Consider the following 22,607-nt stretch of genomic DNA (forward strand, 5'->3'; position numbering starts at 1 on the left):
CCGAGACACGCCTGTTCCGGGTCAGAGCCCTCCCTTTGGGAGGGATCCGACCCGGCGTCATTCCGCGATCAACACCAGCCCATCCGGATACACGATCGCCGCTTCATCGGCACTCACATCGAAGAACCCCACGCCGTGCTCCTCGGCCAGGTCCTGCACGCGACCGTGCGCGCGCTCAGCTACCGAATATGCGAACGCACCGTAGATCACCTGCTGGCCGATGCTGTACTCGGTCACCTCGGCACGGTCGTCATCGTCGTTGCTCAACGGCCCGTTCAACGGCGGGAATTCCTGCGCCATCTCCGCGAACCACGCTTGCAGCGCCGGGCTGCTGACCGCCGGGTCGTCATACTCGTGGCGTTCGTTCCACTGCGTCTGCTTCTCGAACCAGCCGATGAAGGCCGCCGCGTCACGCGGGGCCACGCTGGCCTCGAACACCATCATGTCGTAACTCATTGAACCGTCCTGTGGGGATCGCGGGTGGCCGCCGGGCATGGCCCGGCGCTACCGAACCACGATGGTAGCGCCGGGCCGCGCCCGGCGGATCGCATTACACGGACGGCGATTCGGCGCCTACCCAACCCGGCGCCAACGCCTTCGCCTCCGGGAACAGCGCGAAGCGCAGGCCGATCAGGCCCATCAGCGCTTCGTCGCGGGCCTTGCAGGCGCCCACGCTGCCGACCCGGCCCAGCGAGGTATCCAGCCGTTCGCGCAGCGCTTCGGCTGCCACAATCGGCTTGCGCGCGGCGATCTGCCGCCGGTAGTGCGCCGCGATTTCCTCCAGGATGTGCTCGACCGCCTCGCGGCTGCGCTCGGGCAGTTCCAGCCGGGCGCGGCGCAGCTGCAGGATGTTCAGGCCGATGCGCGCTTCATTGAGCATGTCCACCGAGGCGATGTCGCTGCCCTCCGGCGTCGCCGCCAGGCGCGGTGCGAGCAGGCCCAGCAGGTCGAGCATGCGTGCGGCGAAGCGCTGCCGGTCCTGCTGGCCACGGCCTTCGGCGGCTTCGGCCAGCGTGGTCCAGCCCTGCCGCACCAGCCGGCGCGCGGTCCACTCGGCACCCACCGAACGGAACAGGCGGGTCATCACCACCGCAAAGCCAATGCCGATGAACATCGCGATCGACGAGTTGAGGAAGGTCTGGATGTTGGCGCTGTAGGTGTTCTGCAGGCTCAGCAGCGCGGCCAGGTTCACCGTCAGCGGCAGCGCGAACAGCGCGCTCTTCGGGTGGTGCAGCATCAGGCCCAGCGGCAGGAAGGCCACCGCCAGCACCAGCGCCAGCAGGCCGAAGTCGTGCACGGCTGGGAACACGCCGAACAGGTACACGCCGGCCACTACCGAGGCGACCATCGCCCATACCAGGAATGACACCATGCTCGGCGCCGGATCGTCCTGCGCGGCGAAGAACGCGGCGGTCACCGCGGCCATCATCGCGCCGTTGCCGCCGCCTTCCCATCCCAACGCGATCCACAGCACGCAGTAGCTCATCAGCGCCACGCCGGCGCTGAGCGCGGAGAACAGCGCCATGCCGTAGTCGACGTGCTTGTCGGCGGCCACGCGTTCGGTGCGGATGCGGTAGTGCGCGCGGTCCAGCGGCGCGGTGCCATGGTCGATCGCGTGCTGCAGGGTGCGGCAGTCCTGCCACAGGTCCACCAGCTCCTCCAGGCGCAGCAGCAGGCTGGCCAGCTGCAGGTGCTGCAGGTCGCGGTCCACCTGCGGCTTCAGTGCACTGATGCGCGCGCGCAGGCGGGCGTACTCGCTGGCATTGGTCGGGCCGTCCAGCCAGTCGTGGATGTCGTCGATCAGCTCCGGCAGGCCCTCCGGCAGGGGCTGGCCATCGCTGCGCAGCGCACTCAGGCGGTCGGCGATCGAGGACAGCACCGGCAACAGCAGCAGCATGCGCTCGCGCAGCCGCTCCATCGACACCGCCGACCCGGCGTGGCGTGGATCATCGCGGCGCAGGAACTCGATCAGCGCCTCGAACTGCACCAGATCGGCGGCCAACCGGTTGCGCGGCGCGTGTGCACGGCCACGTTCCAGGATCTGCCGGCACCACTGCGCGGCGTCCTCCATCCAGTTGCCGATGCGGGCGCGCAGCATCGGGCGCACCGAGGCCGGGAACAGCAGCGAGGCGAACAGCACCGCCACCACTGTGCCGAGGATGATCTCCTCGCTGCGCGCCACCACCGTGTCGAAGATGGTTTCCGGCGAGGTCACTGCGGGGAAGCCGATGAAGGCGGTGGTATAGCCGGCCAGCAGGAACGCGTAACCGCGCGGGCCGCGGTTGAGCAGCGCCATGAACAGGCAACCGGCCAGCCAGATCGACATCGCCGCGCTCAGCACCAGCGGCGTTTCCACCAGTGCCGGCAGCACCAGCAGGGTGGCCAGCCCGGCCACCAGCGTGCCGACGATGCGGTATACGCCCTTGGCGCGGGTCGGGCCCAGCAGCGGCTGGCTGACGATGTACACCGTGCCCATCGCCCAGTACGGGCGCGACAGGTTGCCGGCCATGGCGATGTACAGCGCGGCCACTGCGGCCAGGTAGGTCTTGATCGAGAACAGCCAGGCCTGGCGGTCGGTCAGCGCGTTCATGGCTTACTTCGCCGAGGCCTGTGCGGTGGTCGGCGCCGCAGGGGCGACCGTTGCCTGCCAGCCGCCACCCAGCACCAGGAACAGATGGATCTGGTCGCGCGAGACCTGCGCTTCGGCAGCGGCCAGGGTAGCGTCGCTGGTGGCCAGGCTGCGGTCGGCATCCAGGCTGGACAGGTACGGCGTACGGCCTCCCTGGTACAGCCGGCGGTTCTGCTCGGCGGCCAGCGCGGCCTGCTCCTGCGCGATGCGCAGCGACTGCAGGCGGCGCAGGTCCTGCGCATAGCGGTCCAGCGCAGTCTGGGTCTCGCGCAGTGCCTGCAGCACGGTGTGGTCGAACTCGGCCAGCGCCGCGTCGGCACCGGCCTCGGCAGCGTGGATGCGCGCATGCGTGCCCGACGACGGCAGCGTCCACGAGATCAGCGGGCCGATCGACCACTGCTGGGTCATCGGCGTGCCGAAGTCTTCCAGCAGGCCGGCGGCGCCCACCGAGGCGCCCAAGCGGATGTCCGGATACAGCTCGGCGGTGGCCACGCCAATCCGCGCGGTGGCCGAGGCCAGCTTGCGTTCGGCCTGGCGCACGTCCGGGCGGCGCTGCAGCAGCGCGCGGCCATCACCGACCGGCAGCGGCTGCGCCAGGCCGGGCGCGTGTGCACAGTCGATCACGCCGGCCGGCAGCTGGCCCGGGGTCTGCCCGAGCAGGGCGGCCAGCGAATAGGCGGCCGCCGAGCGCTGCGCATGCAGCGGCGGCAGCGCAGCTTCCAGCAGCGCCACCTGGGCATTGGCGCGGGCCAGCTCCGGCGGCGTGCCACGACCGGCTGCGATCAGGCGTTCGGTAACGGTGCGGCTGCGCTGCTGCAGCTGCAGCGAATGTTCGGCCACGTGCAGCTCATGGTTGGCGTGGCAGATCTCCAGGTAGCTGTCGGCCACCTGGGCGACCACACTGACCTGGGCCAGATCGCGTGCCGCCGCCACCGACTGCTCGTCGGCACGCGCCGCTTCGGCGCCGCGCTTGAGCTTGCCGAACAGGTCGAACTGGTAGCTGACCGCGAACTTGCCGTCGGCCAGGTTGATCACCGGCAGCTCGTGCTCCTGCAGGAACGATTCGGCCGACAGCTGCGCGCGGCTGACACCGGCCTCGGCCTCGTACTCGAAGCCTCCGGCGTCCAGCGCCTGTTCGTACACGGCGGCCGCACGGCGTAGGTGCGCATCGGCAGCCTTCAGTTCCACGTTGTCACGCAGCGCCCGGGTGATCAGCCCGTCCAGCACCGGGTCGTTGTACAACGACCACCAGCGGTCGGGCAGCGCCTGGTTGGCGGCCACCTGCGGGTTCTGCGTATCGATGAAGGCGGCATTGGCTTCGGGGCGCTTGAACGCCGAACCTTCCGGCAATGCATAGTCCGGGCCGACGGTCCTGCACGCGGCCAGGCTGGCCAGCGCGACGATCAGGCCGAGACGGGGCAGGGCGGTGTTCACAGGCCCGCCTGTGTCGGCGCGGTGCCGGCCTTGTCTGCGTGCTTCGTGCTGCTGGTCTGCACGGTTACCGTGGCGGTACGGCCGGCAATCAGCTCAACGCCCTTGGGCACTTCGTCGATGGCGATGCGCACCGGGATGCGCTGCGCCAGCCGCACCCAGTCGAAGGCCGGGGTCACGTTCGGCAGCAGGGTGCTGCCGTTGCTGCGGTAGCGGTCCTCGATGCCGGCGGCGATGCTTTCCACGTGGCCACGCAGCGGCGTCGATTCACCCATCAGCCGGATGTCCACCGTCTGTCCCGGTGCCACGCCGCGCAGTCGGGTTTCCTCGAAATAGCCATCAATGCGGAACGAGCCGGTATCCAGCAACGCCAGCACCGGCTTGCCGGCCACCACATAGTCGCCTACGCGCATGGTGCGGTCGTTGACCCGGCCATCGGCCGGCGCACGCACCTCGGTACGGCCGAGGTTGAGCTCGGCCAGGTCGACCGCGGCCTGTGCGGTGGCCAGCGCAGCCTGTGCAGCCTGCAGCTTGGCGCGGCGGACTTCGGCATCCTCGGCGGCGACCAGATCCTGCAGGCTGCGGTCGCGACCGATCTCGCGGCGCAGCTGGGCGACCGAGGCCTGGCGCTCGGCCAGGCTGGCCTTGGCCTGTTCCAGCGCAATGCGATAACGGGCGCGATCGACCACGAACAACAGGTCGCCCTTCTTCACTGCCTGGTTGTCGGCCACGTCCACCGTTTCCACCAGCCCGGACACATCCGGTGCCACCTGCACCACGTCGGCGCCAACATGCGCGTCGCGGGTCCACGGCTCATCCATGTAATAGACCCACAGCTGGCGCAGCACCAGCAGGGCGACGATCACGGCTGCGCTGGTCAGCAGCACCGGCAGGGTCTTCTTCACGATCTTGTTCACGATTGCATCCAACGCAGGAGGTGGAACAGCAGGCCAAGCACGATCCCGTACAGCGCCAGGTTGAACAGTGGCGGGTGCCATATATGGCGATAGGCACCGGCACGCTGCAGCAGCGCATGCAGACCGCTGTTGACCAGGTAGGCCAACAACATCAACCCGAGCAGGGTCGGGACGAACACTCCGTGGAGACTGAATTCACCGGGCATCGGTAGGGGGCGGGGGCGAGTGGGGGAGGGGAGGAACAACAGAACAACGGCAACGGGCAAAAGCCGCTGGCGTGTGCACGGCAGCGGCGGTGTTCGGGGGCAGCGCTCTTACGTGATGCGGTCGGCGGCCTCGGCCAGCAGGCGCCATGCCTTCAGCACGGCGTGCAGTTCATCCATGGAGAGTTCGCCGAAGACGTCCTGGCGCAGGCCGATCAACTGGTCTTCCAGCTCGCTGACCAGCGCCTGGCCGGCGTCGGTCAGCCACAGCAGGTTGGCGCGGCGGTCGCTGGCATCGCTTTCGCGGCGGACCAGATCGCTGGCGCACAGCTTGTCCAGCAGGCGCACCAGGGACGGCCCCTCCATGCCCAGCTGCTGGGCCAGCGCCACCTGGCGGATGCCACCGCCGGAGCGGCCGATCATCAGCAGCGGCATGGTGCAGGCGGTGGAGATGCCGTAGCTGCCGAGCCGGCTGTCGGCCAGGCGCTGCCACTGCCGCCCTGCGTACAGCAGGCCGGAGCTGAGCTGCATCTGCAGCACGGTGCGCTCGTCGAGGGGTCGGTCCATAAGAGATAGATAGGATACTACTAATTTCATTCCTATCAATGGGTTTTTCTGAATGGGCGGGGTGTAGTGAGGAAAGCGCTGCGCCTGCTGGCTATCGGTTGGGTTGGCGGAGGGCCGGATGGTCCAGGACAGGCCGTAAACCCATCCATGGGGGGCTCGTAGGCGCCATCCATGGCGCCTGCGGTCCTGGCCCATCCGGCCCTCCGCCAACCACCTCACATCCCGCGAGCGCGGTGGGTTGGCTCTCTAAAGGCAAGAGCGGTAGCGCCGGGCCATGCCCGGCGGCGGCTGGTCGCACCGTTTGGCTCGCCGGGCATGGCCCGGCGCTACCGGTGCACTCGCCGAAGCCATGAACCCCCGCTTTTGACCCCGCCTTCGGGCGGTCCGGCCGCGTCCGCAGGAAACCGTCAGGGAGCGGGAAGGGCGGCAGGGCAGGACCGTTGGCGCCATGGATGGCGCCATCGAGCCCCCAGGGACGGGTTCACGGCGTGTCCTGCGCAGCCCCCTCCCTCCCTCCAAACCAATAGCAACGAGGCGCCGGAAGAACCCCCCGATGAACCGTCCCAACAGGACGACCCACCCCCCGGTCGGGTACGATGCTCGCCCCCCGTTCGGGACGCTGTACGCAATGAGCAAGAACAACGAAAAGGCCGCCCCGCAGGGCGACGTGACCCAGGACCAGGCCGAGGATGCCGTGCGCACCCTGCTGCGCTGGGCCGGTGAGGACCCGTCCCGTGAAGGCCTGCTGGATACCCCCCGCCGTGTCGCCGAAGCCTATGGCGACTGGTTCAGCGGCTACCGCGACGACCCGCGCGCCTACATGGAGCGGACCTTCGAGGAAGTGGCCGGCTACGACGAACTGATCGTCCTGCGTGACATCGAGTACGAAAGCCACTGCGAGCACCACATGGCGCCGATCATCGGCCGCGTGCACGTCGGCTACCTGCCGGCCGGCAAGGTGGTGGGCATCAGCAAGCTGGCCCGCGTCGTCGAAGCCTACGCCCGCCGCTTCCAGGTGCAGGAAAAGATGACCGCGCAGATCGCCCAGTGCATCCAGGATGTGCTGCAGCCGATCGGCGTCGGCGTGGTTGTCGAAGGCGCCCACGAATGCATGACCACCCGCGGCATCCACAAGCGCGGCGTCAGCATGGTCACCTCCAAGATGCTGGGCAGCTTCCGCGACGACGCGCGCACCCGCGCCGAGTTCCTGCGCTTCATCGAAGTGGGCGGCAAGCGCTGAGCCGCTTGCCCGCACCGCGCCGGCCCCTGCAGGCCGGCATGCCCACGGCTGCCCACGCGGCAGCCGTGCATGGCGGCTCGTCCCTGTCAGCCCTACAGACTTCTTTCGCTGCATGAAGCATCGCGAACGCATTGCCCGTTACCGCCACCTGCGCGAACAGCCCCAGTGGAAGCTGCTTGCCGCCGACCACGCCCCGGAAATCATCGGCCTGTTGCAGGGCCTGCTGATGGACGGCGAGCGCACGCTGCCTTCCTCGGTGCTGAACGAGCGACTGCAGCGCGCGCTGGACCAGCTGGCCGGCGATGAACTCTCGCGCGAGCTGCCGCGTACCGCCCAGGCCTACATCGCGCACTGGCTGGCCCAGGGCTGGCTGGAACGCCGTTTGCCCGAAGGCGCCGACCAGGAGCAGTACGAGCTGTCCACTGCTGCACTGCAGGCGATCCGCTTCGCGGACGGCCTCGAGCAGGCCCGCGTGGCCGCCACTGAAAGCCGCCTGGCGCTGGTCATTGAGCAGCTCTCGGCGCTGGCTGCGCAGACCGAAGCCGATCCTGATGCGCGCCTGTCCGCGCTGCACGACGAGCGCGACCGCATCGATGCCGAAATCGCCCGGGTCGGCACTGGCCGCGTGGTTGCGCTGGACGGCAAGCGCGCGCTGGAACGCACCCGCCAGATCATCGGCCTGGCCGACGAGCTGACCGAGGACTTCCGCCGTGTGCGCGATGACTTCGAGCAGCTCAACCGCGATTTCCGCGAACGCATCATCGACGACGAGGGCGAGCGCGGCGATGTGTTGTCGCAGCTGTTCGAAGGTGTGGATGTCATCGGCGAAAGTGACGCCGGACGCAGTTTCCAGGCCTTCTGGCGCCTGCTCAACGACGCCGAACAGAGTGCCCAGCTCGATGCCGCGCTGGAAGCGGTGCTGGCGCGCGGGTTCGCGCGCCGCCTGGACCGCAACGAACGCAACTTCCTGCGCAGCTTCACCAGCACCATGCTCGAGCGCGGTGGCCAGGTGCACGATGTGCTGCAGAACTTCGCGCGCAGCCTGCGCGGCTTCGTGCAAAGCCGTGGCTACCTGGAACAGCGCCGCCTCAACCAGCTGCTGAAGCAGGCGCAGTCCGAAGCGCTGGCACTGCGTGACGAATTCCCCGCACAACGCGGCATCGGCCGCGACCTGCAGCTGACCACCAGCCGCCTGCGCTCGTGGTCGCAGTGGAAGCTGCACGATCCGCGCAGCGCCCAGGTCGACGGCAACGTCGAGTACAACGACGCCGCTGCGATCAGCCTGGAGAGCGTCGGCGACCTGGTGGCCTCGTCCGAAATCGACTTCCGCACGCTGCGCCAGGACCTGCACGACCTGCTCGATGCACAGCCGCGGCTCAGCATCGCCCAGGCCCTGTCGCAGCGCGAAGCGCCGCAGGGCCTGGGCAGCGTCATCGGCTACCTGTCGCTGGGCACGCGCTTCGGCAACGTGGTTGCCGGCGAGCAGGAGCTTGCGCAATGGCGTGGTGGCGACGGCCAGATCCGTCGCGCCCGCATCCCGCTGGTTTGGTTCACCCAGGAGAGACGCCATGAGCTGGCATGAAGATCCCATCGACGCACCGCAGGCCGACGTGGCGGAAGACGCCTACGAGGCCGAGCCGGTGGCGGCCGTGGCGCAGCCCCGCCGTGGCAACGACGTGTATTACCTCGGCGATACCGGGCGCCTGCCGCTGGATGCGCGCCGCGCGCTGTGCCAGCTGCTGATCGGCCCCAGCATCGACCAGCTGCGCCACGCCAAGCTGTGGCCGGCGCTGATCCGCAGCGAAGCGGCGATCCGTTCGGCGCTGGCCGACCTGTTCCTGGAACTGGTGCTCGACCGTGACAGCGGCGTGGCGTTCACCCGCCAGGCCGATACCGAAGACGTCGACGCGCCGGTGCTGCTGCGCACCTCGCCGCTGACCTTCATCGACTCGGTGCTGCTGCTGTACCTGCGCCAGCAGCTGGCCGAGGCCGATGCGCGCGGCAACCGCGCGGTGGTCGCCGATGCCGAGATGGCCGAAGCACTGGCCATCTATGAAAAGAACCTGTCCACGGACCGCGCCGGCTTCAACCGCCGCGTCGCCTCGGCGGTGCAGAAAATGAAGGACAACCACATCCTGACCCGCCTCAGCGGCCAGGAAGACCGCCACGAAGTCTCGCCGGCGCTGAAGCTGCTGTTCTCCGCCGAAGACGTGTCCCAGCTCTCGGCGGTCTACCGCCAGCTGCGCGAAACCCCGGCCGCCGAGGCCTGAGAGACCCGACCATCGCATGGCTATCTCCAAGCACACTCCCGCCCTGTTCAACGAAGGCCTGCCGGACCCGCGCCTGCAGCAGTTCCGCATGCGCCGCCTGCAGGTGCACAACTGGGGCACCTTCAACGGCCTGACCGAAGTGCCGATCGCCGAGCGCGGTTTCCTGTTCGTCGGCCGTTCCGGCTCGGGCAAGTCGACCCTGCTCGATGCCATGTCCGCGCTGCTGACGCCGCCGGCCATCGTCGACTTCAACGCCGCCGCGCGTGAAGCCGAGCGCAGTGGCCGCGACCGCAACCTGGTGTCCTACGTGCGTGGCGCGTGGGCCGACCAGCAGGACAGCGGCACCGGCGAAATCGCCACCCAGTACCTGCGCAAGGGCGCGACCTGGACCGCGCTGGTGCTGGAATACCGCGCCGGCGATGGCCGCGTGGTCAGCCTGGTGCGCCTGCTGTGGATCTCCGGCAACGGTACCTCGGCCGGCGATGTGCGCAAGCACTACATGATCGCCGAACGCCCGTTCGACATCGCCAAGGATCTTGGCGGCTTCGACCTGGACCTGCGCAAGCTCAAGCAGAAGCTGTCCGACCTGCACCATTTCGACACCTTCTCCGGCTACGCCGAGCGCTTCCGCGACCTGCTCGGCATCGACAACGAGATGGCGCTGCGCCTGCTGCACAAGACGCAGTCGGCGAAGAACCTGGGCGACCTCAACGTCTTCCTGCGCGACTTCATGCTCGACACGCCGAAGACCTTCGACGCCGCCGAGCGCCTGGTCAGCGACTTCGCCGAGCTTGATGGCGCGCACCAGGCGGTGGTCACCGCACGCCGCCAGGTGGAAACCCTGCTGCCGGCACGCGCCTACTACAACGACCTGAAGGAAATGCACCGCCAGCGTGGTGACGACGAAGCGCTGAAGCTCGGCGTCGACAGCTTCCGCGAAAGCCGCCGCCAGGCGCTGATCGAAGCGCGCCTGCGAGAGATGGATGTGCGTGACCGTGGCCTGCTGGGCGAGGAAGCCCAGCGCCGTGCCGCACTCGACAACCACACCGAGCGCCTGGCCGAGCTTGAACTGCAGCGCCGCCAGCAGGGCGGTGAGCGCATCGAGGAACTGGAACGCGAGCAGGGCCGTGCCGAAGCCGAGCGCGACCGCCGCCAGGCCAAGCGCGAGCAGGCAAGCCAGGCCGCGCAGCAGTTGCAGGCTGAACTGCCGGACGACGCCCACGGCTTCGCCGAGCTGGTCGAGCGCGCGCAGAACGAACTGCAGGATCGCCAACGTGCTTCTTCGGCACTGGACGATGCGATCAGCGATCGCCTGGGCGGCAAGCGCGATGACGAGCGTCGCTTCGGTGAAGTCCGTGCGGAACTCGAAGCGATGCAGCGCACGCCGTCCAACATCCCGGCGCCGATGCAGAAGCTGCGCGCGCGCCTGGCCGAGGAAACCGGCATCGCCGAAGCGGCACTGCCGTTCGTCGGCGAACTGATCCAGGTCCGCTCGGAAGAGCAGGGCTGGCAGGGTGCCATCGAGCGCGTGCTGGGCGGCTTCGCACTGTCGCTGCTGGTCGACGACAAGCATTACAACGACGTCGCCGAGTGGGTGAACCGTACCCACCTGGGCATGCGCTTCACCTATTACCGCGTGCGCCGCAACGACGATGCGTTCGCGCGCGAGCCGTCGGCGAAGTCGCTGCTGCACAAGCTGGAACTGCGCGAGCATGTGTTCGAAAGCTGGCTGCGGCGCGAGCTCGGCAAGCGCTTCGACTATGAGTGCGTGGACGCCAAGCAGCTGCGCAACGTCGACCGCGGCATCACCCGCGAAGGCCAGGTCAAGCATCCGGGCGACCGATTCGAGAAGGACGACCGCAGCGCCGTTGGCGACCGCCGTCGCTGGATCCTCGGCTTCAACAACCACGACAAGGTGGGCGCCTTCGAGCGTGAAGCACAGGAACTGGCCAAGCGCATCGCCGGCTGCGAGACCGACATCGCGCGCCTGCGTGGCCAGCGTGACCGCGACAACGAACGCCGCCTGGCCTGCCACGAGCTGGTCAGCATCAGCTGGAACGAGATCGACATCGCCGCTCCGCAGCAGCGCCTGAGCGACATCGAGGCCACGCTGCGCGACCTGCGCGAAGGCAACGCCGACCTGGCCAAGCTGGCCAAGCAGATCGATGCGGTGCGCGCTGACATCGAACAGTCGCGCCGCACCTATGAAGACGTCCGCGTCGAGCGTGGCCAGCTGGTCAAGGAACGTGATCGCCTCGACCGCGCACGCCAGCAGAGCCGTGCGCTGGTGCTGCCGAGCCTGGCCCAGGAGCAGGAAGCCGGCCTGGCCGAGCGCCTGCAGGAGCAGGGCCCGCTCAGCCTGGAAACGCTGGAAGCGCACATGCGCCAGGTCAGCAACGCGCTGAACGAGCAGCTGTCCTCCTCGCAGCAGGACCTCAACCGCATCGAGAACCAGCTGATCGGCTGCTTCCGCCGCTTCATCCAGCAGTGGCCGGAGGAATCGGGCGACTTCACCGTGTCGGTGGCCTCGGCCGAGGACTTCCTCGCCCGCCTCGAACGCTTGGAGCGCGATGGCCTGCCGCAGCACGAAGAGCGCTTCTTCGACCTGCTGCAGAACCAGAGCAAGAACAACCTGCTGGCGCTGCAGCGCCATAGTGCCGAAGCCCGCAAGTCGATCGGCCAGCGCCTGGACGAAGTGAATGCCAGCCTGGAACAGGTGCCGTTCAACCGTGGCACGTTGCTGACCATCGAACTGAGCGACCGCCGTCTGCCGGAAGTGGGCGAGTTCCACCTGCAGCTGCGCGAGGTGCTGTCGCAGCAGCAGACCGAGCAGCGCGAGCTGGCCGAATCGCAGTTCACTGTGCTGCGGCAGCTGGTCAACCGCCTCGGCTCGCAGGAAGGCGAGGACAAGCGCTGGCGCGAGCTGGTGCTGGACGTGCGCATGCACGTGGAGTTCATCGGCGTCGAGCTGGATGCGGAAACGCGCCAGCAGGTCGAGATCTACCGCAGCGGCGCCGGCAAGTCCGGTGGCCAGCGCCAGAAGCTGGCCACGACCTGCCTGGCCGCAGCGCTGCGCTACCAGCTCGGCGGTGCCGACAGCCAGCTGCCCAGCTATGCGGCCGTGGTGCTCGACGAAGCCTTCGACAAGGCCGACAACGAGTTCACCGCGCTGGCGATGAACATCTTCGACAACTTCGGCTTCCAGATGGTGGTCGCCACCCCGCTGAAGTCGGTGATGACGCTGGAGCCGTTCATCGGCGGCGCCTGCTTCGTCGAAATCAGCGGCCGCCACGACTCCGGCGTGCTGCTGATCGAGTACGACGAAGAGGGCAAGCGCCTGAAGCTGCCCGAGCGCAGCCGCCAGCAGGCCAACGAACCGGAAGAAGCCGAGGCCTGACGCCTGGCCGATTGAACGACAATGCCGGCCATCGGCCGGCATTGTCGGTGGGCGGGTTCATGACCCGGTAGTGCCGGCCGCTGGCCGGCAACACCCTTCACGCCCCGCGGAACGTATCCCACGCCATCCGCGCGATCAGCACCACCACCAGTCCCACGAACAGCTTGCGGATGAACGGCGTACCTCCCTTCAGCGCCAGACGCGTGCCCACCACCGAACCGATGATGTTGGCCGCTGCCATCGGCAGCGCGAACAGCCACAGGATGTTGCCGGTCGGCACGAAGAACGAGATCGCCGCCACATTCGTCGCCAGGTTCACCACCTTCGATGCCGCCGAGGCGCGCAGGAAATCCAGGCCGAAGAAGCGCACGAACAGGAAGATCAGGAAGCTGCCGGTGCCCGGCCCGAAGAAGCCGTCGTAGAAGCCGATCGCCGCACCGATGGCCAGCGCGATCGCCAGCTCGCGGCGGCCGATCTCCTGCGGCCGGTGCAGCGCGCCGAAATCCTTCTTCCACAGCGTGTAGGCCAGCATCGCGATCAGCAGTACCAGCACCAGTGGGCGCACCGCGTCCTTGGGCAGCAGGCTTACCGCGGTGGCGCCGGCGAAGGAGAAGACGAAGGCCGTGCCTGCCGCGAACAGCACCGGCTTCCACGGGAAGCGTACGTTGCGCGCGTAACGCCAGGCGGCCGCGCCGGTGCCGAACATCGAACTGAACTTGTTGGTACCGAACAGCATCGCCGGCGTCTGCTGCGGCAGTACGGTGAACAGGCCGGGTAGCTGCACCAGCCCACCGCCACCGACGGCGGCATCGACCAGGCCGGCGATGAAGGCGATCACCACCAGCCACCACAACTCAGGGGGAACCAGTTCCAGCACGGCGATCAATCGATGTGGGGGCGCGACAGCATACGCCTGTCCTGCACCGGCTGACCCGTGCCCCGCGTGGATCAATCCGCACAACCCGGCGACAATGCCCGCATGAGCCGAAAACCCACCGATCCCTGCCCCTGTGGCTTTCCCGCCGACTACGCCGCCTGCTGTGGCCGTTTCCATGCCGGTGAGGCCGCACCCGATGCCGAACGCCTGATGCGTTCGCGCTACAGCGCCTATGTGCGGGGGCTGGCGGACTACCTGCGCCAGAGCTGGCACCCGGACACCCGCCCGGCCGAGCTGGCGTTGGACGATGCGCCGGGCCAGCGTACGTACTGGCTGGGCCTGACCGTGCACGAACACACGGTCACCGGTGCCGACAGTGCCGAAGTGCGCTTCACCGCCCGCTATCGCGTGGGCGGCGGCAGCGCGGTGAAGATGACCGAGCACAGTCGCTTCCTGCGCATCGACGGCCGCTGGTACTACCTCGACGCGGTCTGAGCCTCAGCCGCCGCGCACCGCCAGCACGCGCTGTCCGGCGTGTGCCCGGACCTGGTTGCGGCCACCGTCCTTGGCTGCGTACAGCGCCTGGTCGGCGGCCTTGATCACTGCGGCCGGCCGCTCATCCACGCGGCTGTCCGCCAGACCGATGCTCACCGTCACCTGCACCGTCTGCCCGCTTCCGCCGCGTCCGCGCTGCTGGCGCCCCGTTTCATCGTCACGGCTGCGGGTGCTCCGGTCGCGCAGCTGCATGCGAGTGTCCTCGATGGTCTGCCGCAGCGCCTCGACCGCATCCACGCAGGCCGCTGCGGGACGATCCAGGAACACCACCGCGAACTCCTCGCCGCCATAGCGGAACGCCCGGCCACCGTCGCCCACCCGCCCCAGCCGCGAGGCCACCAGGCGCAGCACATCGTCGCCGGTGTCGTGGCCGTGGGTGTCGTTGAACGATTTGAAGTGGTCCACGTCCACAATTGCGATGCTGTAGGTGCCGCGCGCCCGTTGCAGGGTCTCATTGAAGGCGCGGCGCCCCGGCAGGCCGGTCAGTTCATCGCGGAAGGCCATATGGAAGGACTCCTGCAGCATCGCGCCCAGCATCAGCAGCAGGGCCGCACTGGCCAGTGCCGGCAACAGCACCGGCTGCAGGAACACCCGTGGCAGCATCCACCACAGGCACAGCAGGGCCAGCAGCATCGCCGTGTGCAATGGGCGCGGATGCCGCCAGGCCTGCCAGCCCAGCGCGGCGGTTGCCAACAGGAACAGCAGGGCTGGCAGTTGTGCCAGCGCGTTCCAGTCGGCCGGAATCCAGCTCCAGTGGCGGTTGGACAGCAGATCGTGCATGCCACGCGGTTGCTGCGTGGCCAGCAGCAGGAAGATCATCAGCGCGGTGCCACTGGCAACGCCCCGCAGCAGCAGGTCGCGGCGGCGGCGGCCGCGCTCGGGCCACAACGCCAGGCCAGCGAACAGCAAGGGCAACCAGGCCGAAATGGCATGGAAGCGCAGCGGTGTCAGCGCCGTGACATGGCCGCTGTGCAGGTAGCCACCCACGTCCTGGTGCAGCAGGGCGAACATCACGGCCACCAGCAGCATCAGGCAGAGCGTACGCACCTGGTGGTAGAGCAGGGCCAGGCCGGCGCCGAGGCAGGCCAGCAGCCAGGGCAGGATGCGTTGGGCCGGATTGGCCACGTCTTCGTTGCCCAGCGCCGCCCACAGCACCACGGCAACCAGCACGGCGGGCAGCACGAACAGGTAATGCGCAGGCTGGCGGAGCGGATGCAGGGGCAAGCAGGAATTCCAGCGCGGTGACGACGCGGCCGCAGCATTGCCGTTAGCGGCGTCCGCAGCGGCTTCTTGAATGCGGGACGGTCACGCATGTGAACGCGTTGACGTCGAACCATGACATCGCACTCACCCTGCTGCGCAGATGCTGCCCAAATGGACAGCGCAGCCGCCGCCGTCGCTGCCCCGCAGCGCGATATCGCCCGCCAGTACGCACGTGTGCGCGACCGCAGCATGCAGCTGGCGGCCCCCCTCAGTGCCGAAGATGCCATGCTGCAGAGCATGGCCGATGCCAGCCCCAGCAAGTGGCACCTGGCGCACACCACCTGGTTCTTCGAACGCTTCGTACTGGCCGGCTTCCCGGCTGCACCGGCGCATGACCCTGCCTGGGACTACCTGTTCAACAGCTACTACAAGAGCATCGGCCCGGCCCATGCGCGGCCGCAGCGCGGGCTGCTGTCACGGCCCTCGCTGCAGCAGGTGCAGGACTACCGCCACCAGATCGACGCGCAGGTACAGTCACGGCTGGACGCGGGCGATCTCGACGACCAGGCGCTCCAGCACCTGCAGCTGGGCCTGCAGCACGAACAGCAGCACCAGGAGCTGCTGCTCACCGACATCAAGCACGCGTTCTGGTGCAATCCGTTGCAGCCGGCCTACCGCGACGACCTGCCAACCGTCCCCGGCACTGCCAGTGCACAGGGCTGGATCGAATCGCCCGAACGCATCGTCACCATCGGTGCCGCAGCCTGGCCACAGCATGCCGCGTTCGCCTATGACAACGAATCGCCGCCGCATCGCGTGCTGCTGCCCGCCCATGCCCTGGCCGAGCGCCCCCTCAGCAACGCCGAGTACCGCGCCTTCATCGAGGCTGGCGGCTACCGCGAGCCACGCTGGTGGCTCAGCGAAGGCTGGGCATTGCGTGAAACCGAAGACTGGCGGCACCCGCTGTACTGGGACGACAGCCTGCAGCGTGAATACACCCTGGGCGGCTGGCGCGAACTGGACCCGCATGCCCCGGTCTGCCATCTCAGCTACTTCGAAGCCGACGCCTGTGCCCGCTGGGCCGGGGCGCGCCTGCCCAGCGAGTTCGAGTGGGAGGCCGCGGCCGCGTCTCAGCCGGTGCGGGGCCACTTCGCCGATGACGATCACCTGCACCCGCAGGCCGGGCAGGGCGGTGGGCTGCGCCAGCTGTTCGGTGATGTCTGGGAATGGACCCACAGCGCCTATGGCGCCTACCCGGGCTTCCGCCCCTTTGCCGGCAACCTCGGCGAGTACAACGGCAAATTCATGTGTGGCCAATGGGTGCTGCGCGGTGGCAGCTGCGCCACGCCCCGTGGCCATGTGCGCGCCAGCTACCGCAACTTCTTCATGCCACCGGCGCGCTGGCAGTTCTCCGGCCTGCGCCTGGCCCGGGATCTGGCATGAGCACGGTGCACGACGCGCTGCAGGCGCTGACCGATCTCACGCCCGGTCGCCAGCAGATCCTCGCTGACGTGGTGGCCGGCTTGTCGCGCACACCGCGCCAGCTGCCGTCCAAGTACTTCTACGATGCACGTGGCTCGCGCCTGTTCGAACAGATCACCCGGACCCGCGAGTACTACCCCACGCGTACCGAGCTGACCCTGCTTTCGCGGGTACTGCCGGACATCGCCCGCAGCGTCGGCCCGCGCCTGCACGTGGTGGAGCTGGGCAGTGGCAGTGGCCGCAAGACCGCACTGCTGCTGGCCGCGCTGCGTGAACCGGTGGCGTATACCCCCATCGAGATCTCGCGTGCCGCGCTGCTGTCCAGCATCGACCATCTCGCCCCGGCGCTGCCCGAGGTCGAGATGCTGCCGGTCTGTGCAGACTTCACCCGTCCCGTTGCCGTGCCCATGCCCGAACGCGAACCCGCGCGGCGGTTGCTGTTCTTCCCCGGGTCTACGCTGGGCAACTTTGAAGGCGAGGACGCGGTCGCGCTGTTGCGCGCGATGCGCCAGACCATGGGCCGTGATGGCCTGGCCCTGGTTGGCATCGACCTGCACAAGGACCCGGCATTGATCGAGGCGGCCTACAACGATGCACAAGGTGTCACCGCCGCGTTCACCCTCAACCTGCTGGCGCGCCTCAACCGCGAGATCGGCAGCGACTTCGATCTCGATGGCTTCCGCCATCGTGCCCGCTACAGTGTCGCGCGGCTGCGCATCGAGACCGATCTGGTCAGCCAGCGGGCACAGGACGTCCTGCTGGATGGCCGCACCTTCCATTTCGAGGCCGACGAACCGATCCGCGTCGAATACAGCCACAAGTACACCGACGACAGCTTCGAAGCGCTGCTGCAGCCCGCTGGCTTGCAGGTCATGCAGCGCTGGGATGCTGAAGGCCCGGCCTATGGCCTGCGCCTGTTGCGCGGCATATAGGCGCCGGCAGCCGGCGCCGCTTCAGGTTCGATGGCGCCGCTCCGCCTAAGATGGCCCTGCAACGGCAACACGGAGGACGCCATGCCCATTCTGACCACGCTCGGCCTGGCGGCCGCTCTTGCCTCGGCACCGACAGCGCCTGCCGCCCCTGCCGCCGGCGTCGATCCGGCGTTCAGCCGCTGCCTGTCGGGCCTGCAGGCCACTGCTGCGACACAAGGCATCAGTCCCGACCGCTTCAATGAGATCACCGCCGGCCTCACACCCGACCCCAGCGTGCTCGGCCTGCTCGATGCACAGCCCGAATTCACCACGCCGATCTGGGACTACCTGGCCGCGCTGGTCGATCGCCAGCGCGTGGACGATGGGCGCGCCCTGCTGCAGCAGCACCGCGACCTGCTCGATCGCGTGTCGGCCCAGTACGGCGTCGATCCGGCCACCATCGTCGCGGTCTGGGGCGTGGAGAGCGACTACGGCCGTGTGTTCGGCAAGCGCCCGCTGCTGCAGTCATTGGCTACGCTGTCCTGCGCCGGCCGCCGCCAGTCCTTCTTCCGCGGTGAGCTGCAGGCCCTGCTCAAGCTGATCGACCGCGGCGACCTGCAGGCGCAGGGACTCACCGGCTCCTGGGCCGGTGCCTTCGGGCACACGCAGTTCATGCCCAGCACCTATGCACGCATCGCCGTCGATGGTGATGGCGATGGCCGCCGCGACCTGGTCGGCAGCATTCCCGATGCACTGGCCTCCACCGCCAACTACCTCAAGCGCGCCGGCTGGCGCAGCGGCGAGCCGTGGGGCATGGAAGTGCGGATCCCGGCGGGTTTCAATGCCAGCCAGGCGGGACGTACCCAACGTCGGGCCCTGGCTGACTGGCGCGCGCAGGGGGTGACCGCGCTGGATGGGAGTGTGCTGGCCCCGGCCAATCTCCCGGCCGACGCGCGTGCCGCCCTGCTGTTGCCGGCCGGCAGCAAGGGCCCGGCGCTGCTGGTGTTCCGCAACTACGACGCGATCTACAGCTACAACGCCGCCGAAAGCTACGCGCTGGCGATCGCCACGCTGGCCGACCAGCTGCGTGGCGGTACCGGGCTGGCCACCGCCTGGCCGACCGACGATCCCGGCATCGGCCGTGATGAGCGCCGCCAGCTGCAGACGCTGCTGCTGGCCCGCGGCCACGATATCGGCGCCGCCGACGGCATGATCGGCACCGCCACGCGTCGCGCGATCCAGGCCGAGCAGCAACGCCTTGGATGGGCCAATGCGGATGGGCGCGCCGGACAACGCATCCTGCGCGCGCTGCAGCAGGAGGCTGCAACGGCGCCTGCGGCCACCCGCCAGGCCTTGCCGTTCGAACGCTGACCGCGACATCATCGCTGCGGTCATCCAGGAGCGTCATCGCATGCAGTTGAATCCGGACATCCGCATCGGCCTGTTCCACGGGCTCGAGGCCTGGCACGTGCGTACCCCCAGTGCCACCGCGGTCATCAGCGTGTTCGGTGGACAGCTGTTGTCGTTCATCCCCGAAGGGCAGCCGGACCTTCTGTGGCTGTCGCCGCAACGCGCGGAGCTGCCGACGCCGATCCGCGGTGGCGTGCCGGTGTGCTGGCCGTGGTTCGGCCGCCAGGGGCAGGATGCTGATGCTCCCGCACATGGCCTGGTGCGAACCGCGCGCTGGGAGTTGCAGCACGCCGCGCAGAATGAGGCCGGCGATGTGGAACTCCAGTTGGCCCCGTCACTGCCTGGCCATCCCGGCCTGCGCCTGCAGATGCAGCTGGGCATCGGCCGCCAGCTGCGCCAGCAGCTGACCACCGGGAACACGGGAACGTCGCCGGTGACATTCACCCAGGCCCTGCACAGCTACTTCCGGGTGGGGGATGCCAACCAGGTCGAGGTCGAGGGCCTTGATGGCCTGCAGTACCTGGACAAGTACGAGGACTACGCGCAGCAACGTACGCAACAGGGACCGTGGTCACTGCGCGATCCGCGTGATCCCGGGCGCAGTGATCGCATCTATACCGGTACCGATGGCCAATACGTGCTGCGTGATCCTGTCCTGCAGCGACGCATCGAGATCCGCAGCGAAGGCAGCCAGACCCTGGTGGCCTGGAATCCGGGTGCCGAGGCGGCGGCGAACATGGCTGATATCGGCGATGGCTGGCGCGACTATGTCTGCCTGGAAGTAGCCAACGCCGGGCCAGAGCAGATTACCCTTGTGCCGGGCGCGCGCCATCAGCTGGTGCAGACCCTGGCCAGTTCTGCGCTGTAAGCGCTGGCAGCAGTTTCAGTTTGTCGATGTGGATAACAAGGATGAAAAACATGCAGGAAGCGCAGTGGTGGTACGCCAACGGCAGGCAGAGCGAAGGACCGGTGGACCTGGCCGGTCTGCGTCGCCTGCAGCAGGACGGGACGGTGACGGCACGCACGCTGCTGTGGTGCGAAGGCATGTCGTCGTGGCGGCCGTTGGCGGAGCTGGAGCAGGTTTCAACACCCATCGCGGTGGCTCCGCTCCCGGATATCAATGCGGTCCCGGCGGTTGAGGGCATCGCGCCAAGTGTCGGCGACCCGTCCGATCCGTATCGTGCGCCTGCCGCTGCACCGGAGATGGCTGCGGCCGCCGGGCTGGAGGGCGAGATGGCCTTGTATGCCAGCGTGGTCGGCGGCAACTTCCCGGTCTACCGCCAGCGCTGGCGCCTGGATCAAGGCATCGCCACGGGTACCGGAACCTGGCACTGGCCGGCATTCCTGATCGGCCTGGTGTGGATGATGTACCGCCGGATGTACCGTCTCGCGGCGCTCTGGGTTGGCCTGCTGCTGCTGATCAGTGTGGTCGAGACACTGCTGGGGGTTCCCGACGGCCTGTCGATGGTCATCACCTTCGCGCTCAGCATCACCACGGGCATGTTCGGCAACAGTTGGTACCTGGCCCATTGCCAGCGGCAGATCGCCCGGGCCCGTGCCGTGGCGGGGGGCGATGAAGCGCGCATGCGCAGTGAACTGGCCGCGCGTGGTGGCACCAGCGTAGTTGCCACACTGGTGGCCATCGTCATCATGCTGGCGGTGGGTACGGTTGGTGCTGTGCTGGCGGGATAGGCTGGATCAGCGGCCCTCGCGGGGCCGCAATACCAGCAGGCACAGCGCACCGGCCACCAGGCCCCAGAACGCCGAGCCGATGCCGGCCAGCGTGACACCGGAGGCGGTGACCAGGAAGGTGACCAGTGCCGCCTCGCGGTCCCGCTCTACCGCCAGCGCACTGGCCAGGCTGTTGGCGATGGTGCCGAACAGCGCGATACCGGCCACGCAGGCCACCAGCTCCTTCGGGAAGGCGGCGAACAGTGCGGCAACCGTTGCACCGAACAGCCCGATGACAATATAGAAGGCCCCGGCGGCCATGGCGGCGGTATAGCGCCGTGCCGGATCTTCATGCGCATCGCGACCCATGCAGATCGCGGCCGTGATCGCGGCCAGGTTCAGCGCGTAGGCACCGAACGGCGCCAGCAACGTATTGACCACACCGATCCAGCCGATCAGCGGCGATACCGGGGCGTCGTAGCCGGATGCCCGCATCACCGCCACGCCCGGAATGTTCTGCGAGGCCATGGTGACCACGAACAGGGGCAGGGCGATCCCGGCTACCGCAGTCCAGGACAAGGATGGGGTCACCCATTGCGGTACCGCCAGTTGCAGCTGCACCTGCTGTGCGTGCAGCAGACCGCGGCTGGCCGCGACCGCGATGCCGACCAGCAGGGTGGCGATGACCGCATAGCGCGGGAACAGGCGGCGCCCTGCCAGCCAGGTGGCGAACATGGCCAGCGCCAGCACCAGCTGGGTGTTCATCGCCACGAACACGTCCAGACCGAAGCGCAGCAGCACGCCGGCCAGCATGCCGGCGGCCAGTGCCATCGGCACCCGCTGCATCAACCGGGCGAAGATGCCGGAGAACCCGGCCAGCATGCCCAGCACCGCAGCAAGCAGGAAGGCGCCGGTCGCTTCAGAGAGCGAGGCACCGCCGGCACCGACCACCAGCATCGCCGCGCCCGGTGTCGACCATGCAGTCACCACCGGCACGCGATAGCGCAGTGACAACCCGATGCAGGTCACGCCCATGCCCAGTCCCAATGCCCACATCCAGGAGGCGATCTGCGCCTGGTTGGCACCGACGGCCTGCGCGGCCTGGAACACGATCACTGCGGAACTGGCGAAACCGACCAGCACGGTAATGAAGCCGGCGACGACTGCCGGCACTGAAAGGTCGCGCCACCACGCTTGCCGCACCTGCATGTTCATTGCCGTCTCTCCTGTGTGCATCCATGCATTGTGCATCCCTATATTGATAGGGGTTGCGGCGTTGACCGCGCAACGCGCGGGCAACGCCGCAGCGATCTTCGAGCGTACGCCATGCCTGATGTCGCGGTGCTTCTGTCATCACCATGCAAAAAAGCGCTTGACGAAATCTGCAGGATCTCTAGAATTCGCTCCCTTGCTGCAGCGCATCGCTTCTTCGGAAACGGCACGCGAGCAGTGACGCCACCACCGACGAACGAGATGATCGAACGAAGGTGTTGACGGACTCGAAAAGTCCGGCATAATAGGCGGCTCGCAACGACGAAAGGCCTTCGGGTCCAACGACGAAGCAGCATCGGCAACAACGTCCACTCCGGTGAGGCGGCCTTGAAAAAAGGTGTTGACGAAGCGGAAAAGCCGGCTATAATGGGCGGCTCGCTACGAAGGAAACTTCGCAGCACACGGGAACGGCGCTGAGGCCACTTCCCTTAGATCTTTGAAAGTATGCGCAGGTATCTTGTGAAGGCGCCTGCAGGAAGGATGATTGTCCATCTTGCAGACGTTTGATCAAGCAACTATTAATTGTTTTAAAGCAAGCGATACGTTGCCAGCATCAATCATCTGCAGCTTTA

At 68.0% G+C, this 22,607-nt stretch carries 19 protein-coding genes; 10 read left to right on the top strand and 9 right to left on the bottom strand.

The window, feature by feature from the left end; all coding sequences use genetic code 11:
* Positions 1 to 57: 57 nt before the first annotated feature.
* The 6 genes from AC5P88_RS16140 to AC5P88_RS16165 form a co-directional block, all read right to left on the bottom strand.
* On the bottom strand, positions 58 to 456 hold the full coding sequence (locus AC5P88_RS16140) for a hypothetical protein (protein WP_495225506.1): 399 nt from the start codon (positions 454 to 456) through the stop codon (positions 58 to 60).
* A 94-nt stretch (positions 457 to 550) separates the two neighbouring features.
* Positions 551 to 2,590 (bottom strand): FUSC family protein, encoded by a 2,040-nt coding sequence (locus AC5P88_RS16145; RefSeq protein ID WP_495225507.1) that lies wholly within the window; start codon positions 2,588 to 2,590, stop codon positions 551 to 553.
* Between the two features lie 3 nt (positions 2,591 to 2,593).
* A complete protein-coding gene (locus AC5P88_RS16150; RefSeq protein WP_495225508.1) occupies positions 2,594 to 4,063 on the bottom strand; it encodes an efflux transporter outer membrane subunit in 1,470 nt (489 codons plus the stop codon).
* On the bottom strand, positions 4,060 to 4,977 hold the full coding sequence (locus AC5P88_RS16155) for an efflux RND transporter periplasmic adaptor subunit (RefSeq protein WP_286074588.1): 918 nt from the start codon (positions 4,975 to 4,977) through the stop codon (positions 4,060 to 4,062). Before AC5P88_RS16155 ends, AC5P88_RS16150 begins: the two co-directional genes overlap by 4 nt.
* On the bottom strand, positions 4,974 to 5,183 hold the full coding sequence (locus AC5P88_RS16160; protein ID WP_005411696.1) for a DUF1656 domain-containing protein: 210 nt from the start codon (positions 5,181 to 5,183) through the stop codon (positions 4,974 to 4,976). The genes AC5P88_RS16155 and AC5P88_RS16160 overlap by 4 nt, the downstream gene beginning before the upstream one ends.
* Before the next feature lie 108 nt (positions 5,184 to 5,291).
* A complete protein-coding gene (locus AC5P88_RS16165; protein WP_008265191.1) occupies positions 5,292 to 5,747 on the bottom strand; it encodes a MarR family winged helix-turn-helix transcriptional regulator in 456 nt (151 codons plus the stop codon).
* A 628-nt stretch (positions 5,748 to 6,375) separates the two neighbouring features.
* On the opposite strand from AC5P88_RS16165, the gene folE reads away from it, so the two are divergent.
* The 4 genes from folE to AC5P88_RS16185 all read left to right on the top strand — a co-directional run bounded on the left by folE (position 6,376) and on the right by AC5P88_RS16185 (position 12,654).
* A complete protein-coding gene (gene folE / locus AC5P88_RS16170) occupies positions 6,376 to 6,987 on the top strand; it encodes a GTP cyclohydrolase I FolE (protein WP_004141296.1) in 612 nt (203 codons plus the stop codon).
* Positions 6,988 to 7,099: 112 nt separating this feature from the next.
* On the top strand, positions 7,100 to 8,569 hold the full coding sequence (locus AC5P88_RS16175; protein ID WP_049429215.1) for a DUF3375 domain-containing protein: 1,470 nt from the start codon (positions 7,100 to 7,102) through the stop codon (positions 8,567 to 8,569).
* Entirely contained in the window at positions 8,556 to 9,257 is a 702-nt protein-coding gene (locus AC5P88_RS16180) for a DUF4194 domain-containing protein (protein ID WP_087924080.1), read from the top strand. The genes AC5P88_RS16175 and AC5P88_RS16180 overlap by 14 nt, the downstream gene beginning before the upstream one ends.
* Positions 9,258 to 9,273: 16 nt before the next feature.
* Positions 9,274 to 12,654: an ATP-binding protein gene (locus AC5P88_RS16185; protein WP_106549123.1), complete on the top strand. Its 3,381-nt coding sequence runs from the start codon at positions 9,274 to 9,276 to the stop codon at positions 12,652 to 12,654.
* Positions 12,655 to 12,751: 97 nt separating this feature from the next.
* On the opposite strand, the gene AC5P88_RS16190 is transcribed toward AC5P88_RS16185, so the two are convergent.
* A complete protein-coding gene (locus AC5P88_RS16190; RefSeq protein WP_197594123.1) occupies positions 12,752 to 13,531 on the bottom strand; it encodes a sulfite exporter TauE/SafE family protein in 780 nt (259 codons plus the stop codon).
* A 102-nt stretch (positions 13,532 to 13,633) separates the two neighbouring features.
* Between AC5P88_RS16190 and AC5P88_RS16195 the strand changes: the two genes are divergently transcribed.
* Positions 13,634 to 14,026: a YchJ family protein gene (locus AC5P88_RS16195; RefSeq protein ID WP_495225509.1), complete on the top strand. Its 393-nt coding sequence runs from the start codon at positions 13,634 to 13,636 to the stop codon at positions 14,024 to 14,026.
* Positions 14,027 to 14,029: 3 nt separating this feature from the next.
* On the opposite strand, the gene AC5P88_RS16200 is transcribed toward AC5P88_RS16195, so the two are convergent.
* Positions 14,030 to 15,310 (bottom strand): GGDEF domain-containing protein, encoded by a 1,281-nt coding sequence (locus AC5P88_RS16200; protein WP_495225510.1) that lies wholly within the window; start codon positions 15,308 to 15,310, stop codon positions 14,030 to 14,032.
* A 150-nt stretch (positions 15,311 to 15,460) separates the two neighbouring features.
* On the opposite strand from AC5P88_RS16200, the gene egtB reads away from it, so the two are divergent.
* The 5 genes from egtB (at position 15,461) to AC5P88_RS16225 (ending at position 20,784) form a co-directional block, all read left to right on the top strand.
* Positions 15,461 to 16,732, top strand: coding sequence for an ergothioneine biosynthesis protein EgtB (gene egtB / locus AC5P88_RS16205; RefSeq protein ID WP_495225511.1), 1,272 nt, complete (start codon positions 15,461 to 15,463; stop codon positions 16,730 to 16,732).
* Entirely contained in the window at positions 16,729 to 17,703 is a 975-nt protein-coding gene (egtD, locus tag AC5P88_RS16210) for an L-histidine N(alpha)-methyltransferase (protein WP_495225512.1), read from the top strand. The genes egtB and egtD overlap by 4 nt, the downstream gene beginning before the upstream one ends.
* Before the next feature lie 81 nt (positions 17,704 to 17,784).
* A complete protein-coding gene (locus AC5P88_RS16215; protein WP_495225513.1) occupies positions 17,785 to 19,053 on the top strand; it encodes a lytic murein transglycosylase in 1,269 nt (422 codons plus the stop codon).
* A gap of 40 nt (positions 19,054 to 19,093) precedes the next feature.
* On the top strand, positions 19,094 to 19,960 hold the full coding sequence (locus AC5P88_RS16220; protein ID WP_495225514.1) for a D-hexose-6-phosphate mutarotase: 867 nt from the start codon (positions 19,094 to 19,096) through the stop codon (positions 19,958 to 19,960).
* 50 nt (positions 19,961 to 20,010) lie between these two features.
* Complete coding sequence (locus AC5P88_RS16225) at positions 20,011 to 20,784, top strand: DUF2628 domain-containing protein (RefSeq protein WP_111202781.1); 774 nt, start codon at positions 20,011 to 20,013, stop codon at positions 20,782 to 20,784.
* Positions 20,785 to 20,790: 6 nt separating this feature from the next.
* Here AC5P88_RS16225 and AC5P88_RS16230 read toward each other — a convergent pair whose 3' ends face one another.
* Positions 20,791 to 21,978, bottom strand: a complete 1,188-nt coding sequence (locus tag AC5P88_RS16230) for a benzoate/H(+) symporter BenE family transporter (RefSeq protein WP_111202782.1) — start codon at positions 21,976 to 21,978, stop codon at positions 20,791 to 20,793.
* Positions 21,979 to 22,607 lie beyond the last annotated feature (629 nt).

The sequence above is a fragment of the Stenotrophomonas sp. YJH_SMC_8 genome, from assembly GCF_059371315.1.

Coding starts and splice junctions, on each gene's coding strand:
- AC5P88_RS16215 (WP_495225513.1), top strand. CDS start 17,785: ATGCCCATTCTGACCACGCTCGGCCTGGCGGCCGCTCTTGCCTCGGCA.
- AC5P88_RS16180 (WP_087924080.1), top strand. CDS start 8,556: ATGAGCTGGCATGAAGATCCCATCGACGCACCGCAGGCCGACGTGGCG.
- AC5P88_RS16140 (WP_495225506.1), bottom strand. CDS start 456: ATGAGTTACGACATGATGGTGTTCGAGGCCAGCGTGGCCCCGCGTGAC.
- egtB (WP_495225511.1), top strand. CDS start 15,461: ATGGACAGCGCAGCCGCCGCCGTCGCTGCCCCGCAGCGCGATATCGCC.
- AC5P88_RS16145 (WP_495225507.1), bottom strand. CDS start 2,590: ATGAACGCGCTGACCGACCGCCAGGCCTGGCTGTTCTCGATCAAGACC.
- AC5P88_RS16165 (WP_008265191.1), bottom strand. CDS start 5,747: ATGGACCGACCCCTCGACGAGCGCACCGTGCTGCAGATGCAGCTCAGC.
- AC5P88_RS16225 (WP_111202781.1), top strand. CDS start 20,011: ATGCAGGAAGCGCAGTGGTGGTACGCCAACGGCAGGCAGAGCGAAGGA.
- AC5P88_RS16185 (WP_106549123.1), top strand. CDS start 9,274: ATGGCTATCTCCAAGCACACTCCCGCCCTGTTCAACGAAGGCCTGCCG.
- folE (WP_004141296.1), top strand. CDS start 6,376: ATGAGCAAGAACAACGAAAAGGCCGCCCCGCAGGGCGACGTGACCCAG.
- AC5P88_RS16220 (WP_495225514.1), top strand. CDS start 19,094: ATGCAGTTGAATCCGGACATCCGCATCGGCCTGTTCCACGGGCTCGAG.
- AC5P88_RS16175 (WP_049429215.1), top strand. CDS start 7,100: ATGAAGCATCGCGAACGCATTGCCCGTTACCGCCACCTGCGCGAACAG.
- AC5P88_RS16230 (WP_111202782.1), bottom strand. CDS start 21,978: ATGAACATGCAGGTGCGGCAAGCGTGGTGGCGCGACCTTTCAGTGCCG.
- egtD (WP_495225512.1), top strand. CDS start 16,729: ATGAGCACGGTGCACGACGCGCTGCAGGCGCTGACCGATCTCACGCCC.
- AC5P88_RS16195 (WP_495225509.1), top strand. CDS start 13,634: ATGAGCCGAAAACCCACCGATCCCTGCCCCTGTGGCTTTCCCGCCGAC.
- AC5P88_RS16160 (WP_005411696.1), bottom strand. CDS start 5,183: ATGCCCGGTGAATTCAGTCTCCACGGAGTGTTCGTCCCGACCCTGCTC.